The sequence below is a fragment of the Abyssibius alkaniclasticus genome, assembly GCF_020447305.1.
GTDB lineage: Bacteria > Pseudomonadota > Alphaproteobacteria > Rhodobacterales > Rhodobacteraceae > Abyssibius > Abyssibius alkaniclasticus.
Genome location: NZ_CP095732.1, coordinates 609,701 through 625,339 on the forward strand (window position 1 = coordinate 609,701; position 15,639 = coordinate 625,339).

Annotated in this window: 10 protein-coding genes; 6 read left to right on the forward strand and 4 right to left on the reverse strand. The window is 62.2% G+C overall.

The window, feature by feature from the left end:
• The first annotated feature begins 28 nt into the window (after positions 1-28).
• A complete protein-coding gene (gene radC / locus LGT41_RS03245) occupies positions 29-787 on the forward strand; it encodes a RadC family protein (protein ID WP_420720199.1) in 759 nt (252 codons plus the stop codon).
• Here radC and LGT41_RS03250 read toward each other — a convergent pair.
• The 3 genes from LGT41_RS03250 to secA all read right to left on the reverse strand — a co-directional run bounded on the left by LGT41_RS03250 (position 784) and on the right by secA (position 7,946).
• Positions 784-2,583, reverse strand: a complete 1,800-nt coding sequence (locus tag LGT41_RS03250; protein WP_274128596.1) for a phosphate ABC transporter substrate-binding/OmpA family protein — start codon at positions 2,581-2,583, stop codon at positions 784-786. The two genes, radC and LGT41_RS03250, sit on opposite strands and share 4 nt — an antisense overlap.
• A gap of 27 nt (positions 2,584-2,610) precedes the next feature.
• Positions 2,611-4,908: a hypothetical protein gene (locus tag LGT41_RS03255; protein ID WP_274128597.1), complete on the reverse strand. Its 2,298-nt coding sequence runs from the start codon at positions 4,906-4,908 to the stop codon at positions 2,611-2,613.
• Between the two features lie 320 nt (positions 4,909-5,228).
• Positions 5,229-7,946 carry a preprotein translocase subunit SecA gene (gene secA, locus LGT41_RS03260; RefSeq protein ID WP_274128598.1) on the reverse strand — a complete coding sequence of 906 codons (2,718 nt, stop codon included), beginning with the start codon at positions 7,944-7,946 and terminating at the stop codon, positions 5,229-5,231.
• Between the two features lie 225 nt (positions 7,947-8,171).
• On the opposite strand from secA, the gene LGT41_RS03265 reads away from it, so the two are divergent.
• From LGT41_RS03265 to mutT, 3 genes are read left to right on the forward strand one after another with little or no spacing between them, the layout of a single operon-like run.
• Positions 8,172-9,080, forward strand: a complete 909-nt coding sequence (locus LGT41_RS03265; RefSeq protein ID WP_274128599.1) for a peptidylprolyl isomerase — start codon at positions 8,172-8,174, stop codon at positions 9,078-9,080.
• A gap of 3 nt (positions 9,081-9,083) precedes the next feature.
• Entirely contained in the window at positions 9,084-10,403 is a 1,320-nt protein-coding gene (gene argJ / locus LGT41_RS03270) for a bifunctional glutamate N-acetyltransferase/amino-acid acetyltransferase ArgJ (RefSeq protein ID WP_274128600.1), read from the forward strand.
• On the forward strand, positions 10,400-10,798 hold the full coding sequence (gene mutT / locus LGT41_RS03275; protein WP_274128601.1) for an 8-oxo-dGTP diphosphatase MutT: 399 nt from the start codon (positions 10,400-10,402) through the stop codon (positions 10,796-10,798). The genes argJ and mutT overlap by 4 nt, the downstream gene beginning before the upstream one ends.
• An 11-nt stretch (positions 10,799-10,809) precedes the next feature.
• Here the strand turns inward: mutT and LGT41_RS03280 are convergent, their stop codons facing one another.
• Positions 10,810-13,032 (reverse strand): efflux RND transporter permease subunit, encoded by a 2,223-nt coding sequence (locus tag LGT41_RS03280; RefSeq protein WP_274128602.1) that lies wholly within the window; start codon positions 13,030-13,032, stop codon positions 10,810-10,812.
• Positions 13,033-13,369: 337 nt separating this feature from the next.
• Between LGT41_RS03280 and zwf the strand changes: the two genes are divergently transcribed.
• Both zwf and pgl read left to right on the forward strand, forming a co-directional pair.
• A complete protein-coding gene (gene zwf / locus LGT41_RS03285) occupies positions 13,370-14,821 on the forward strand; it encodes a glucose-6-phosphate dehydrogenase (RefSeq protein WP_274128603.1) in 1,452 nt (483 codons plus the stop codon).
• Complete coding sequence (pgl, locus tag LGT41_RS03290; protein WP_274128604.1) at positions 14,821-15,507, forward strand: 6-phosphogluconolactonase; 687 nt, start codon at positions 14,821-14,823, stop codon at positions 15,505-15,507. The genes zwf and pgl overlap by 1 nt, the downstream gene beginning before the upstream one ends.
• The last annotated feature ends 132 nt before the right edge of the window (positions 15,508-15,639 follow it).

Genomic DNA, 15,639 nt, shown 5'->3' on the forward strand with positions numbered 1-15,639 from the left:
GCTAACCAAAAGGCGCGACAGTCAGCCCATGTCGCGCCCGCATAAACCCGAATTTGCCGAAGCGCCCCTGCCCGGCTTTGATATGTCGGCCGGTGCCAAACCGGTTGCCGTGCCGCATTTTCACGACCATCGCCAACGCTTGCGTGCGCGCTTCATGGCGGCGGGCGGGGCGGCTTTGGCCGATTACGAATTGCTGGAACTGGTGCTGTTTCGCGCCATCCCGCGCCGCGATGTCAAGCCGCTGGCCAAGCAGTTGCTGGCCGAGTTTGGCGATTTCAACCACGTTATCTCTGCCCCGCCCGCGCGGCTAAACCAGGTGCAGGGCGTGGGCGATGCGGTGGTGCAAGAGCTGAAGATTGTTGAAGCTGCCGCGCATCGGCTGGGGCAGGCGCGTGTGCTGGGGCAAAATGCGCTTACCAGTTGGGCCGCACTTATGGAGTATTGCAAAACCACTATGGCGCATCGCGAAACCGAGCAGTTTCGCATTCTGTTTCTTGACCGCAAGAACGTGCTGGTGGCCGATGAGCCGCAGGCCAAGGGCACGGTCGACCATGTGCCGGTTTACCCGCGCGAGGTGGTGAAACGCGCGCTGGAGCTGAATGCCAGCGCGCTGATATTGGTGCATAACCACCCGTCGGGCGACCCGAGCCCGTCATCGGCCGATATCGCGATGACCACGCAAATCCGGCAGGCGGCAAGCGCATTGGGCATTGTGCTGCATGATCATGTGATCATCGGCAAAGAGCGCGATTTCAGCTTTCGCGCCGATGGGTTGCTGAGCGCCTAGCGCAGTGCGCGCGCCCAAACCTCGACCCGGTTATTGGCCAGGGCACCACGCGGATCGGCGTTGCAGGCCAGCGGCGCGACATGGCCATAACCGATGGGCGTAACCGCTACATTGGCGGGCAGGTTGCCGATCTGGTCAAGCAGCGCATTGGCAACGGTTTGTGAACGCTCGTTGGACAGGGCCACGCTATTGGCAGAGCTGCGCGCCGAATCCGTAAAACCGACCAGCAGAATTTCCTGCCCGCCAAAACGGTTGGCGCGGATCAGGTCTGCGAGGCGGCGCAAATCATCCTCGCCACGGCTGTCGAGCCCGGTTTCGCCAGCGCCCGCGCGCAAGGTCAGGCTCAGGCGGCGCGCGTCAATCAGCGTTTGCGTGAAGTTGATCAGCTGGTCTTCGGCCCCGCGCGTGCTTGGGTCCAGCGTGACCTGGGCAAAGCGCAACCCCTGTTCGGCCACATTCGCCGTGGCGGGCGACAGTGCCACCAGCCCGACATTCACCAAGGTGCGTTCAGCCATCGTGCCGGTCATGAAATTCAGCAGCCGGTCGGTCGAATTCGACACGCCACCGGCGGGGTAGATTGCCAGAATGCGGCGCACCAGCGGGTAATCTCCGGCCTTGATGGCAAATTCTTCCGGCGCTGTGCGCAGCCCGCAGCTATCGGCAATCGCCAGCGGTTTGGCGTTGCGCACTTCGGCAAAACCGACCAGGCCAATGGCACCGCGTTCGCGCGCCACCGCATCGGCCAGCAGCGATTCGGATTCGACCCGCTGCACATTGGCGGCCATTTGCAGGCCCGCATCGCGCAACAGGCCGTTTGCAATTACCCAGGCGGTGCTGCTCTCATCGCCGGGCAGCATCAGCCGTATGGGCATATCCGGCCCGCCAAGTGCCGACCAGTTGCTGATCCGCCCCGACAGGATGCCCGCAAGGTCGCTCATATTCAATGCGTTGATCTGGTTGTCGCGCGTGGTGATAAAGGCGGCTGCATCCAGGCCAATGACCGAATATTCGGCGCCCGGCATGTCCAGCAGGGCTTCTTCACCGGCCAGTGCCAGATCGACAAACCCCTGGCCCATCAACTCGGCAATATCGGCCTGGCTCGAGGCCATCAGCTCGATATCGAGCGGGTCGCGCCCGCCACCGCTCAGCAGCAGAACCCGCGAATCCGACGAGCCGCGCTGGCTAAAGTCGCGCTGGTCCAGAAAGCCCCAGGTTTCCACCATCAGCGGGGCAAGGTTGCGAATAAGCTCGGACTGGCCCGCAAGCCGGATGCGCGATTCATCAAAATCACGCTCGGGCGTTATGCTGGCCGCAATGGGTGAAGTGGTTTCCGCCGTGCTGGCCCCGGCCGGTGCTGAAGGAGAGGCCGGGCCGGTGGTAGTGGCAACAACCGGCGCAGTGGGCGCGGTCGCAGTTTCGGGCACGGTGTCGGGCGCTGTGCTGGCCACAGCCTCGGCGGGCGGGGTGGCGGCAGGCGGCACGGTTGTTGGCGCGGCCGTTGCCGCGGTTTCGGTGCCGGGTGCCACGGCCTGTGCGGGGGCGGTGGCGGGGGTGGCGGGCGCGGCATCAGCCGTGGCCTCGGGCGGGCAGGCCCCGGCAATGCAAACCATCGCCGCTGCGGGCAGGCGCATTTCGCCAAGCGGGGTTTTTACAACCCAGGTCTCGCCATCAAAGCTGCGAAGGTCGCCGTTGATTTCCAGCCGGCTGTCGGTGGCGCGCAAGGTAACGGGTTCAGCCAAGGCTGTGATCGGCAGCAATGTCAGGGCAGCGCCCAGAAAGATTTTATTCATCATCATATCTTGCCCCATTGTGAATGGCACCTCTTAGCGGGCGGCTGTCCAAAGATCGTCGACGAGTCCCATAAGTTCAGCCGTGGGCAGAACCGCCCCGCAGGCTGCAAGCTGCACCGATTGCTGCCGCGCAAATGCGGCAGCATTTTCGCTGCGGAAAGTTGTCAATTCGGTCGAGCCGCCACAATCCGCCCCGGCATCGCCCATACGCAACGACAGGGTGATAATGCCGTCAGGCGTCGCCCGGCTCAGCGGCATGGAATAAACCGAGGCATGTGCAGCCCCCGCCACATCAAGCGAGCCAAGCTCGGTCAGAAAACCGCCCCCCAGAATGCGCGCGGCGCGGTAGTCACGCGGGGTCTGCGGCGAGATATGGCCGGGCGAGTTGGCCGGTGCGCCGAATTCATAGGCGTTCAGCTCGATATCGGCCACACCGCGCCAGCTGATCCCGGCGCGCAGAATGGTTTCGGTATCCGGCACGATGAGCGAGGTTGTCGATGACGCACCATCGGCAAATTCAACGCTGATATCGGCGCTGCGTTCCAGCGCGGGGAATTGCACGATCGCCGTGCCATCCGCACCGGTCATTTCAGAAAACGCAATCGCGGCATGGGTTACGGTGAACATCTGGTTCGGGCGACAGGCCGCGCCGATGATCAGTTCGATCTCGGCACCGGGGCGCAGCAGCGTGTCGAGCGAAATATCGCAGGCGGTTTCGCCGGGCAACGAGCTTGACGGGCCGGTCGCCTCTGGCTCAAGGCTGGCGACTTGCAGCGGCGGCGCGGTGCTGGAGTCGATATTCGGCCCGGCGGTCAGGTCGCCAGCAGCGCCGTCAAGCGCGCCGGGCGCACCGCTCATCGCCACATGGCGCATAAGCAGCCGCGGGCGCGCGGGCGTGGATTCGCCGCTTTCAAGCGAGGGAAGCAGTGTGGTCGCCGTGGCCACCAGCGCGGTTGGCGACGATGTCGAGGTGTCGGCCACGGGGGGCAGAATGGTGCCGGGCTCGTTGGCCGGGTTGACCAGCGGCGCGCTCGCCGTGGTCAGCGCGGCATCGTTGCTGGAATCGAGTTCTACGCGAACATCGGAGATTTGAACGGCGGCAAGCGTGGGGAACGCATCAAGCACCTGCACCGCCATATCCGTTGCCGCACCTACGGAATCGGAAGGTGGCAGCGTTGCGCTGGCCAAAAGCACCTGCGCACCGGCAAAGCGCGCAGCCGCGCCGTTGCGGATGATCGATTCGGCGGTTTCGGTGGGAATGTCGAGCGCGGCAAGCTGTGGCGCCTCTTCCAGCACATTGGGGCCAATCCCCAGAACCTCGACCGCGTCATTGGTGGGGGCGGCGCTGCTCAGGGCGGGGGCGGGCGCGGTTGCCACGGGCGACGAGGGTTGAACCCCCGCAATGGCCACATCGGATGCACCCTCAACCTCGGGGCCCCCGGCACTGCCGCCAAATGTGGCGCCTGCAACAACGACCGAGCGGCCAAGCGATACGCCCTCATCGCCAAGGCTTGGCGCGGTGAAGCTGGTATCCATCTGCCCCAAAGTCGCATCTACCGCCGCTTCGACCGCGGGGCTGCTGGCCGGTGTGCTGTCGGGCAGGGCCGCGCCACGCGCCATTTCTGAACGCAACTGCGCGGCGGCATCATTGGGCGCAACGATCTCGTCAATTTGCGGGGCGGCCAGCATGGGGGGGCGAATGCCCGCAACCACCATGTCCACCTCGGGGACAGAGTCATTTGCGCTGGCCATGCTTGCACCGGGATCGACCATGATCTGCGGGGCGGAACTGTTCGCCCCCACAGAATCGGACCCCGCATCGGACCCGGCGCCATTGGCCGTGTTTACCGGCTGCGGTGCAAAGCTGGTTGCCGCTGCCGCGGCGGCTGTCTGCATGTCGCCATCGGGCGGCCTGGCCGGCGTTGCAACCGGGGTTTGCTGCGGCGACGTGGTCTGGCCGGCCGCGGCGACCGCCGTGCTGCCCACCACCGAAATTGTTACGGATTTATCGGCGCAACCTTCGGCTGTTGCCACGCAATAGGTGAAGGTCTGTTCACCCACACAGCTGGCATCGCTGCGATAAAACAGCATCTGCCCGATACCGGGGCGCAGCTCGCCACAGGCGGGCACGGTGGTCACGGCCAGCGGGCCGCGCACCGCATCATTGGCCAGCACATCCAACTGCTGCTCGGCGCCGGCAAGTGCCGTGAAATAATCATCTTCGGTGGATTCGGTGGTTTGCCCGCTCAGCAACGAGATAATGCTGTCGCCATACTGCACCATAGTCCCGGCAAAAATTGCCAGAACCAGGCCCGTAAGCAGCGTCATCATTTTATCGTCTTTAAACACCTGCGAGACCTAAAACCACTTCACCGGATATATACAAACATTTCTCAAAGAAATACAGCATCTTATCGTCTTTAGTTAAACGCAATCGGGTGACGCTATCAAGCCCTACGGCTTGCCAGACAGCCCCCGATTCATACTAGATATAGCTGCACCCGGTGGAACTTTCCATGCGGAGCCCATCAAATCTGAACAAATTGTCGAAAATGTGGCCGCATCAGGTAAATGCCCATAAAACACAGGCCGCGCCCTGCCCTAAAGCACTGCGCGGCCTGTGTTTTCGGCCCGCCACTTGCGGTGTCTGCCTAAACCTTGCCGTGGCAATGCTTGTATTTCTTGCCCGAACCGCAGGGGCAAGAATCATTGCGCCCAACGCGCGACCATGTGCTTTCATCCGCCGGGTCCACGCCGGCATTGGGGGGGCTGGCGGGTGTGGCCGCATTCGGCTTTGCAGGCTGCGCGCTTGCACCGGCTATGGCGTTCTGCTGGGCCGATTGCGCAGCCTTGAGCCTGGCCAGAAGCTCCTGATGCTCTTCGGGCGACAGAATCTGCACATGCGAAAGCTGGGTGGTGACATCGATCCGTAACCGGTTGAGCAGGGTTTCAAACAGGGTGAAGGCTTCGGATTTATACTCGTTCAGCGGGTCGCGCTGCGCGTATGAGCGAAAGCCGATGACACTGCGCAGATGCTCCAGCCGCAACAGATGTTCGCGCCAGGCCTTGTCGATCGCCTGCAACAGCACCTGTTTTTCGATGCGGCGCATGGTGTCGGGCGTGGCTTTCACGGCCTTTTGCGCCATCGCCTTATCGGTTTCGGCATAAAGCCGCTCGCGAATCACCTCGTCATCAACACCCTCTTCCCGGCCCCAGTCGATAATCGGCAGATCGAGGCCAAAGATCTTCAGAACCTCGGCATAGAGCCCTTCCATGTTCCACTGGTCGGGATAGGCGCGCGGCGGGATATGCGCGGTGACAATATCATCAACCACATCCTGGCGCATGGATTGCACCACTTCGGATTGGTCGGCCCCGGCCATGACTTCGCGGCGCTGCGCAAAGATGTTCTTGCGCTGCTGGTTCATGACATCGTCAAATTTCAGCAGGTTTTTACGAATGTCGAAGTTGCGCGCCTCGACCTTGGCCTGCGCGCGCTCCAGCGCCTTGTTCACCCAGGGATGCACAATCGCCTCGCCCTCTTTCATGCCCAAACGCTGCAGCATCTTGTCAAGGTTGCCCGAGTTGAAGATGCGCATCAGATCGTCTTCAAGGCTGAGGAAGAACACCGTGCGCCCGGGGTCGCCCTGACGGCCCGAACGGCCGCGCAACTGGTTATCAATCCGGCGGCTTTCGTGGCGTTCGGTGGCCAGCACGAACAGGCCGCCGGCCTCCAGCGCCTTTTTCCTGGCATCGGCATGGCGCGCGGAAATATCGGCACGAATCGCCACCGGGTCGGCCCCGTCGCCCGCGGCTTCTATCGCAGCATTCACCTCGGCATCGAGGTTGCCGCCAAGCTGGATATCGGTGCCGCGGCCCGCCATGTTGGTGGCGATTGTCACCGCGCCGGGGCGGCCCGCATCGGCAATAATCTCGGCTTCCTGTTCGTGAAAACGCGCGTTCAGCACATTGTGCTTTATCTTGTCTTTCTTCAGAATCGCCGCGATCTCTTCGGATTTCTCGATCGATGTCGTGCCGACAAGCACCGGCTGGCCCTTGGCATTGGCCTCCTTGATCGCCTCGACCACGGCCGCATATTTTTCCTTGGCCGTGCGATACACTCGGTCATGCTCGTCCAGCCGGGCAATGGGCACATTGGTGGGCACTTCCACCACGCCAAGCCCGTAAATTTCCATAAACTCCTCGGCTTCGGTCATAGCTGTGCCGGTCATGCCGCCGAGCTTGTCATACAGTCGGAAATAGTTCTGGAATGTGACCGAGGCCAGCGTCACGTTTTCGGGCTGGATGGCCACGCCTTCCTTGGCCTCGAGCGCCTGGTGCAGGCCCTGGGAAAGCCTTCGCCCGGTCATCATGCGGCCGGTGAATTCATCGATCAGAATCACATCCTGCCCGCGCACAATGTAATCTTTCTCGGCCTTATACATTTTATGGGCGACAAGCGCCTGGTTCACATGGTGAACAATGCTGGTGCTTTCCGGGTCATAAAGCGTGGCATCGGCGGGCAACAGGCCCTCGGCATGTAGCCGCTGCTCCATGAATTCGTTACCCGCATCGGTCAGCGCGGCATGGCGGGCCTTTTCGTCAATCTCGTAATGCTCTTCGGTCAGCGACGGGATCAGCTTGTCAATCGTGACATACAAATCCGATTTGTCATCGGTCGGGCCGGAAATGATCAGCGGCACGCGCGCTTCGTCAATCAGAATCGAGTCGACCTCGTCAACCACGGCAAAATAATGGTCGCGCTGGCGGATCTGGCTCAGATCGGCCTTCATATTGTCGCGCAGGTAATCGAAGCCCAGCTCGTTATTGGTGCAATAGGTCACATCCGCCAGATAGCCGGCGGCCTTTTCCTCTTCGCTCTGGTTGGGCACGACGACGCCGTAGCTCAGCCCGAGAAACTCGTAAACCTTGCCCATCCAGGCCGCATCGCGCCGCGCCAGATAGTCGTTCACCGTGACCACATGCACGCCGCGCCCGGTCAGCGCGTTCAGATAGCATGGCAGCGTGGCCATCAGGGTTTTACCCTCGCCGGTTTTCATTTCGGCGATATTGCCTTGGTGCAAGAAGATCCCGCCCATCAACTGCACATCGAAGGGGCGCAGCCCAAGGGCGCGGAACGCGCCTTCGCGGGCATTGGCAAAGGCTTCGGGCAGCAGGCTGTCGAGGCTTTCGCCATCGGCTACGCGCTTGCGAAACGCCTCGGTCTTGGCGCGAATTTCGTCATCGCTCAGCGCTTTGAACTGCGGTTCCAGCGCGTTGATCTTGGCCACCAGCGGCAGGGTTGCCTTGATCTTGCGGTCATTCGGGGTGCCAAAAACTTTTTTGGCGATCGTTCCAAGGCCCAGCATCCAGGCTCCAATTCCATGTCCGGCGGCTCCGGCGGGTAGCCGCGCATTCTGTTTTGCGCACCGGGGCAAATGCCAACAGGTGCTTGTAACGGGGGTGTTCAGCGCGTAAATCAGGCCTGCGCCAAAAGACAAACCCGGCGCATGATGTATGCGGCGACCTTGCGGCTGTCAACGCCAGCGCCGCCCCAGATTGATAGTTTGCCCAAGCGGCCAAGGGAGAAGAATATGCTGAAGTCGATTTTAACAGGCGCATCCGCGCTGGCCATTCTGGCTATGGCCGCCCCGGTCTGGGCGCAGGAAACCGCCCCCGAGGCCGCGCCGGACGCCACGCCCGAAGCCACAATGCCCGCCTATGACGCGGCCGATGTCAACAGCGTGCTGGCGCGTGTGAACGGCGCCGAAATCACCCTTGGCCATGTGATCGCGCTGCGCAAAAGCCTGCCCGAAGACTATCAGAACATGCCCGATGAAACGCTTCTGAACGGCATCATCGAGCAGATGATCGAGCAGACACTGCTTTCCGGCCCGACCGATGGCGCGCTTCCGCTTGGCGTTCGCCTGACAACCGAAAACGAGATTCGTGCGCAACTGGCCGCCCGCCAGATTGATGCGCTGCTGGCCGCCGAAGTGACCGACGAAGAGCTTCAGGCGCTGTATGATTCGGAAATTGCTGGGGTCGAACCGCAGGTCGAGTATAATGCCAGCCATATCCTGGTTGAAACCGAAGACGAGGCAAAGGCGATTGTGGCCGAGCTTGAAGCCGGTGGCGATTTCGCCGCCATCGCCCAGGAAAAATCGCTCGACCCCGGTTCAGGCGCCAATGGTGGCAGCCTTGGCTGGTTTGGCCTTGGCCGCATGGTGCCGGAATTTGAAGCCGCCGTCGTGGCGCTGGAAATCGGCGAAACCTCGGCACCCGTGCAAAGCCAGTTCGGCTGGCATATCGTGCGCCTGGATGACCAGCGCGACCGCCCTCTGCCCACGGTTGACGAGCTGCGCGCCGAGCTGACACAGGAAGTGAACCGCCGCAAGATTCTGGCGGAAATCGACCGTTTGCGCGGCGAGGCCGATATTGAAACCGGCCTGCTGAATATCGACCCGGCGCTGAGCCGCAACTACGATCTGATCGCGGAGTAGGCAATGGCTGACAAGGGTGAGATTGCCGCACGGATTGCCGCACTTCAGGCGGAAATCGCCGCGCTGGAAAAGCAGTTGGGGCCACAGGTCTCACCCTTGGCACCCAAAGGCGGCTTTCCCGCCTTGCCGGTCATTGATGGTGTGCGCTTCGCCGCTGTGGCGGCGGGCGTCAAATATCAGGGCCGGCTCGATGTGATGCTGGCCGAGATTTGTGACGGCGCGGCAATGGCGGGCGTGTTCACAACCTCGAAAACCCGGTCCGCGCCGGTGCTGGCCTGTCAGGAATCGCTGGCCACAATCGGCACGGCGCGCGGCAAGTTTGCCATTCTGGTCAATTCGGGCAATTCCAATGCCTTTACGGGCGATGCGGGCTGGGAAGGCGTTCACGCCACGCGCAATGCGGTTGGCGCGGCCCTTGGCATTGACGCGGGCAATGTCTTTTGCGCCTCGACCGGCGTGATCGGCGTGCCGCTGCCCTATGCGCGTATTACCGCGAAGATAGAAGAGCTTGTCACCGCGCTCAGCCCGGCAAAGGCCGAAGAGGCGGCGCGCGCCATCATGACAACCGACACTTTCGCCAAGGGTGCAACGACCACCGTAAAACTTGGCGGCGACACGGTCAGAATCGCCGGTTTCGCCAAGGGTTCCGGCATGATTGCGCCCGATATGGCCACGATGCTGGTCTATATCTTCACCGATGCCGCGATCAGCCAGCCGCTTTTGCAGGGCATGGTCAGCCGCTTGAACGCGCGCAGTTTCAACGCCATCACGGTGGATAGCGATACCTCGACATCGGATTCGCTGGTCATGGCGGCCACCGGCAAATCGGGCATGGCCCCGATCACCGAAGCAAGTGATCCGCGCGCGGCAGAGTTTGAAGCCGCGCTTGGCGGCATCATGCGCGACCTTGCGCATCAGGTGGTGCGCGATGGTGAGGGGGCGACGAAATTCGTGGAGGTGAATGTCACGGGGGCCGAGTCTGACGCCGATGCCCATACCATCGGCCTGGCCATCGCCAATTCGCCGCTGGTGAAAACCGCAATTGCCGGCGAAGACCCGAACTGGGGCCGTATCGTCATGGCCATCGGCAAATCGGGGGCCGCTGCCGAGCGTGATAAAATCACCATCCGCTTTGGCGATATTCTGGTGGCCGAAAACGGCTGGGTTGCCCCGAGCTACACCGAGGCTGACGGGGCCGCCGTGATGAAGCGCGACGAGATCACCATCAATGTCGACCTTGGGCTTTCAGCCGGGGCGGCCACGGTCTGGACCTGCGATCTGACGCATCGCTACATTACCATCAACGCCGATTATCGCTCATGAAGCTGCTGCTTGTGGCCGCCGTTGCGTTGATTGATGGCGACGGGCGGGTGCTGCTGGCCCAGCGCCCCGAAGGCAAGTCGATGGCCGGATTGTGGGAATTTCCGGGCGGCAAGATCGAGCCCGGCGAGCGGCCAGAAGCCGCGCTTATCCGCGAATTGCACGAAGAGCTTGGCATCGAGACATGGCAATCCTGCCTTGCCCCGCTGACCTTCGCCAGCCACGCCTATGACGATTTTCACCTGCTCATGCCGCTTTTCGCCTGCCGCCGCTGGCAGGGGCAGGTGTGCGCGCGCGAAGGACAGGCGCTGAAATGGGTGCGCCCGCAAAACCTGCGCGACTACCCGATGCCGCCTGCCGACATTCCGCTCATCCCGATCTTGCGCGACTGGCTCTAGGCTGGCGGGGGCTAGTCATCGGGCTTGGGGCCGCGCAGCCTTTTGCGGCCAATCAGCCAGATATAGGCGCCCGGCAGCACGAACAGGTCAAAGAAGAACGCAATCCAGATTGTGGCCGAGGTCAGAAAGCCAAGCTGGCGGTTTACCTCGAACCCGCTGGCCATGAGCAGCGCAAAGCCAAAACCAAGCGCCGCCGTGGTGGTCAGCACGCCGGGGAACACCTTTTGCAGCACGCGCTGCACGCCCTTGTTGGTTTGCTTCTTGCGCCCGCGCGACAGGGCGTAAAGAATATGGATCGTGTCATCGACAACAATGCCGAATGTCAGCGCGGCAATGATGGATGCCGCCATCCCCACCTCGGTATTCAGCCACACCCAAATGCCCAAAGCCGCCATAGCGGGCAGGAAGTTGGGCAGAATCGACAGCAGGGCCAGCGCGAATGAACGCAAAAACAGCCCGATCATGATGCTGACAATCGCCATTGCCAGGGCCGAGCCGATCAGCATGGATTCGGTGTTTACCTTGCTCAGGAAAGACGACATCACATTCATGCCCGACACTTCGGCATCGCGCGGTGCAAACCCGGCTGCCTGCGCGGTCTCCTCGACCCGGCGCGACAGGTTGCGCATGAAGCTGGAGCTTTGGCGCTCCGACATGATGGAGATGCGCAGCGCGCTGAAATTGGCCGCGAAAGTGGCATTGCCCTCGGTTTCCGTGACCCGATAGTTGGATTTCACGCAGAAGGTCAGCATTTTCGGGGGCACATCGGCAAGGCTGCCCGTATAGGGCGGTGTGCGGTTGTCAAGGCAGGCACGCACAATGGGCAAGGGGCTTTTCACCTCGATCACGCCCGGCAATGCCTCAAGCTCGGCCACAAGTGCCGCAAGTTGCGCAAAGCGCGCGGGCGTGACCAGCGTATCGGGGGCGTAGCGCAGCACCAGGTCGGATGATTGCGACCAGCCCATCGCGTTTTCGATCTGGGCCACATTCTGGCGCAGCGGGTGGTCGGGAGCAAAAAACTTCAGGAACTGGTCGTCAAACCGGGTGTAGGCCAGGCCACCCACCGCGATGAAGGTCATCAGCGCCACCGAATAGCCCATGCGCAAAGGGTGGCGCGACCACAGCTTGGTCAGCACGCGCGAGGCGCTGCGCACAGCCGAATCCCGCACTTTGCAGCCATTGCACAGCCGCGCAAAAATCAGCGGGGCGGCAAACAGCACGATAACCATCGAAAACGCCAGCCCGGCCGCCACAAGATTGCCCATAAGCTGAAAGGCCGGCGCATCGGCAAAGTTGAGCGACAAGAACCCGACCGCCGTTGTGGTATGCGCCAGAATGACCGGCACCACCAGCTTGCGAAAGGTGGCGCGCATTGCCACCGGCGTGGTCTGAAACGGCAAGGCCCGTTGCCTTTGCCCCAATGAATGCACGATATGGATGAGCGTGGCCACGGTCAGCGTGGTGATGATCGCAAAGCTGGTTTCCGAACCGGTGCCAAAAGTCACCCCGCTCCAGCCGGCAATGCCAAGGGTCAGCACCATTGCCGCCACCGCCAGCCCCAATGCGCACAATGTCAGCCGCAAACTGCCAAAGGCGATCAGCATGATGATGAAATTCAGCACCAGCGTAAGCGGCAGCAGATAGGTCTGGTCAAACGCCAAAGCGCCGCGCAGCGCCTCGGCAATCGCCACATTGCCCGCCACCGAGATCTGCACATCGGGGAACAGCGCCTCCATGCGGGTCTTGAGCGCCTGCTCATGCACGTAGGCCAGCGCCAGAACCTCGTCCGACATGTCGGGCAGGTTCTGCTTGAGCGCGATGACCACCGCATTGCGCGCGTCATTCAGGAAAAATGTCCGTAAACCGGCGCGCTCATCCAGCAAGATGGCGACATCCTCGATCGGCGTGAACTCCAGCGGATAACCCATCAGCGGCAGGGTGGTCGAGATCGAGGAAAAGCTGCTCAGCCCATCAAGCGCGATTGTGCCATCGGGGTTTTGCAGCTCCAGTGTCAGTGCGCGCTCGGCCTCCAGCAGCCTTGGCAGGTCTTCGGCACTGTCGACCGACAGCACCAGCATGGTCTGGTTGGTATCACCAAACTCGGCTTGCTGGCGCAGCAGCTTCTGGCGGTGTTCGTTCTGCGGGCCGAACATCAGCATCGGGTCGTTGGAAGATTTGATCTGCCCCGCCGCCGAGCCGATAATGCCAATGCCGACGAGCAACAGCAGGATCACCAGAAGATCATGCTTGAAGCACCACCGCTGTATGCGAAAAATCTGCCGTAATATTCGAATCCAGAAACCCACAGATCGTTCCGCTATTGCTACAAACTAGACTGATACGCGCCCACGCCGAACGGGAAAAGCCCCAATTGGCAAATTCGGGCCAAAACGTAGCGCTTATTCGCGCATGGGGCTGCAAAAGGCCCGGCCCATCGCTTGACGCCACGACACAAGCTGCTAGGTTGCGCGCGGCCCTAACAGCGCCGCGCAAACCAGCGTGGCACTTCTTTCACAGCGCGTTTCGCGCTAGCATGTCATTGGGCCGCCGCCCCGATAAGGAGAATTTGCTATGGTCGCACGGGTCATTCCTGTGGAAAGCTTCGATCTCGTGGTATTTGGCGCGACCGGCGATCTGGCGCGGCGCAAAATCCTTCCGGGCCTGTTCCGCCGCCTTGCCGCCGGGCAAATGCCCGAGGGAGCCCGCATCATCGGCGCGGCCCGCAGCGATATGAAGCGCGCCGATTTCCAAAAGATGGTTGGCGAAGCGCTGGACGAGTTCGACCCGAAAACCGCCGCGAACAAGGCGCTGCGCGCCCGGTTTCTTGACTGTTTGCACTATGTGCAGCTGGATGTGGCCACGCCTGCCGGCTGGAAGGCGCTTGCCAAACAGTTGCGCGCCGATGTCGTGCGCGCCTTCTACCTTTCGGTCAGCCCGTCGCTGTTTGGTGTCATCGCCGCCGGGCTGAACGAACATGGGCTGGCCACGGCGCAAAGCCGCATCGTGGTTGAAAAACCCCTTGGGCATGATCTGGCCAGCGCACGGGCGCTGAACGCCCAGCTTTCAACCGGGTTTGGCGAGGGGCAGATCTACCGTATCGACCATTATCTTGGCAAGGAAACCGTGCAGAACCTGATGGCGCTGCGTTTTGCCAATGCTTTGTTTGAACCGCTCTGGAATGCGCGCCATGTCGACCATGTGCAAATTACCGTGGCCGAGGATATTGGCGTTGAAGGCCGTGGCGGCTATTATGACAAATCCGGTGCCATGCGCGATATGGTGCAAAACCACCTGATGCAGCTTTTGTGCCTGACCGCGATGGAGCCGCCCTCGCGCTTTGAGCCCGACGCGCTGCGCGACGAGAAGCTGAAGGTCATCCGCTCGCTTGAGCCGGTTTTGCCCGAGCATATCGTGCGCGGCCAGTATCGGGCGGGCAACGGGCAGGACAGCTATGTCACCCATTCCGAAAACCCCGCGTCCAAAACCGAAAGCTTCGTGGCGCTGCGGGTCGATGTGTCCAACTGGCGCTGGTCGGGCACGCCGTTTTATCTGCGCACCGGCAAGCGGCTGCGCGCGCGCATGTCGGAAATTGCGATCACCTTCAAGGAAACCCCGCATTCGATTTTTCCGGGCATGGACCACCACCGCAATGTGCTGGTCATCCGCCTGCAACCGAATGAGGGCATTACCCTGCGCATGACCATCAAAGACCCGGGCCCGGGCGGGATGCGCCTGACCGAAGTGCCGATGGATATGACCTTTTCCGAAGCTCTCGCGCTTGAAATCGGCGCGGTGCCGGATGCCTATGAACGGCTGATCATGGATGTGATCCGCGGCGATCAGACGCTGTTCATGCGCGGCGACGAGGTCGAGGCGGCCTGGGGCTGGACCGACCCGATCATCGCCGCCTGGGAGGCTGCGGGCACCACGCCTTCGGCCTATGACCCGGGTGGTTCCGGCCCCGAGGATGCGCTTGCGCTGCTGCATCGCGACGGCCGCAAATGGCGGGAGATTGCTGTCTGATGCCGAACCTGCTGCACTATCCCGACCGCGCGCAGCTTATGCGCGACCTTGCCGAACGGGTGGCCGACCAGTTGCGCGATGTGCTGGCCGCGCAACCCAGCGCCACGCTGGTTGTGCCTGGCGGCACCACCCCCGGCCCGTTCTTTGCCGCGCTGTCAAAAGCCGATCTCGACTGGCCCCGTGTTAGGGTGATGCTCAGCGACGAACGATTCGTGCCCGAAAGCTCCGATCGTTCCAATACCGCGCTGATCCGGCGCTTATTGTTACAAAGTAACGCAGAAAACGCGCAATTTGTGCCCATAACCGCGCCCGGACGCGCCCCCGAGGACGTGATTGACGCGCTGCGCGAGCGCATTGAAGCCGCCCTGCCGATTGACGTTCTGGTGCTGGGCATGGGGGCGGATATGCACACGGCCAGCCTGTTTCCGGGGGCCGACCAGCTTGCCGCAGCGCTGGCCGATGATGCGCCAAGCCTGATGGCGATGCGCGCACCGGGCGCGCCGGAACCACGCCTGACGCTGACAGCGCCCGTGCTGCGTGGCGCCAAGAACATCCACCTGCTGCTAACAGGTGCCGAGAAGAAAACCGCGCTGGCCGAGGCGCTGCTGGAAGGCCCGGTCATCGATGCCCCCGTGCGCGCCATTCTGGGCGCGCCCAACCCTGTTGTTATTCACTATGCCGATTGAACCCGGCGCTCAATTCAGGCAACGCGCCGTCCCGGGCCTGACCCGGGACCTCATCAGCACGGCACAGAGGCCCCGGGTCAGGCCCGGGGCAGCGCAGCCCGCGTTGAAATCTCTGACTTTAGCCACCCATCC

What these genes read in the sequence shown, in the direction of transcription:
- radC (WP_420720199.1), top strand. Translation starts at nt 29, where the DNA reads ATGTCGCGCCCGCATAAACCCGAATTTGCCGAAGCGCCCCTGCCCGGC.
- LGT41_RS03250 (WP_274128596.1), bottom strand. Translation starts at nt 2,583, where the DNA reads ATGATGATGAATAAAATCTTTCTGGGCGCTGCCCTGACATTGCTGCCG.
- LGT41_RS03255 (WP_274128597.1), bottom strand. Translation starts at nt 4,908, where the DNA reads ATGATGACGCTGCTTACGGGCCTGGTTCTGGCAATTTTTGCCGGGACT.
- secA (WP_274128598.1), bottom strand. Translation starts at nt 7,946, where the DNA reads ATGCTGGGCCTTGGAACGATCGCCAAAAAAGTTTTTGGCACCCCGAAT.
- LGT41_RS03265 (WP_274128599.1), top strand. Translation starts at nt 8,172, where the DNA reads ATGCTGAAGTCGATTTTAACAGGCGCATCCGCGCTGGCCATTCTGGCT.
- argJ (WP_274128600.1), top strand. Translation starts at nt 9,084, where the DNA reads ATGGCTGACAAGGGTGAGATTGCCGCACGGATTGCCGCACTTCAGGCG.
- mutT (WP_274128601.1), top strand. Translation starts at nt 10,400, where the DNA reads ATGAAGCTGCTGCTTGTGGCCGCCGTTGCGTTGATTGATGGCGACGGG.
- zwf (WP_274128603.1), top strand. Translation starts at nt 13,370, where the DNA reads ATGGTCGCACGGGTCATTCCTGTGGAAAGCTTCGATCTCGTGGTATTT.
- pgl (WP_274128604.1), top strand. Translation starts at nt 14,821, where the DNA reads ATGCCGAACCTGCTGCACTATCCCGACCGCGCGCAGCTTATGCGCGAC.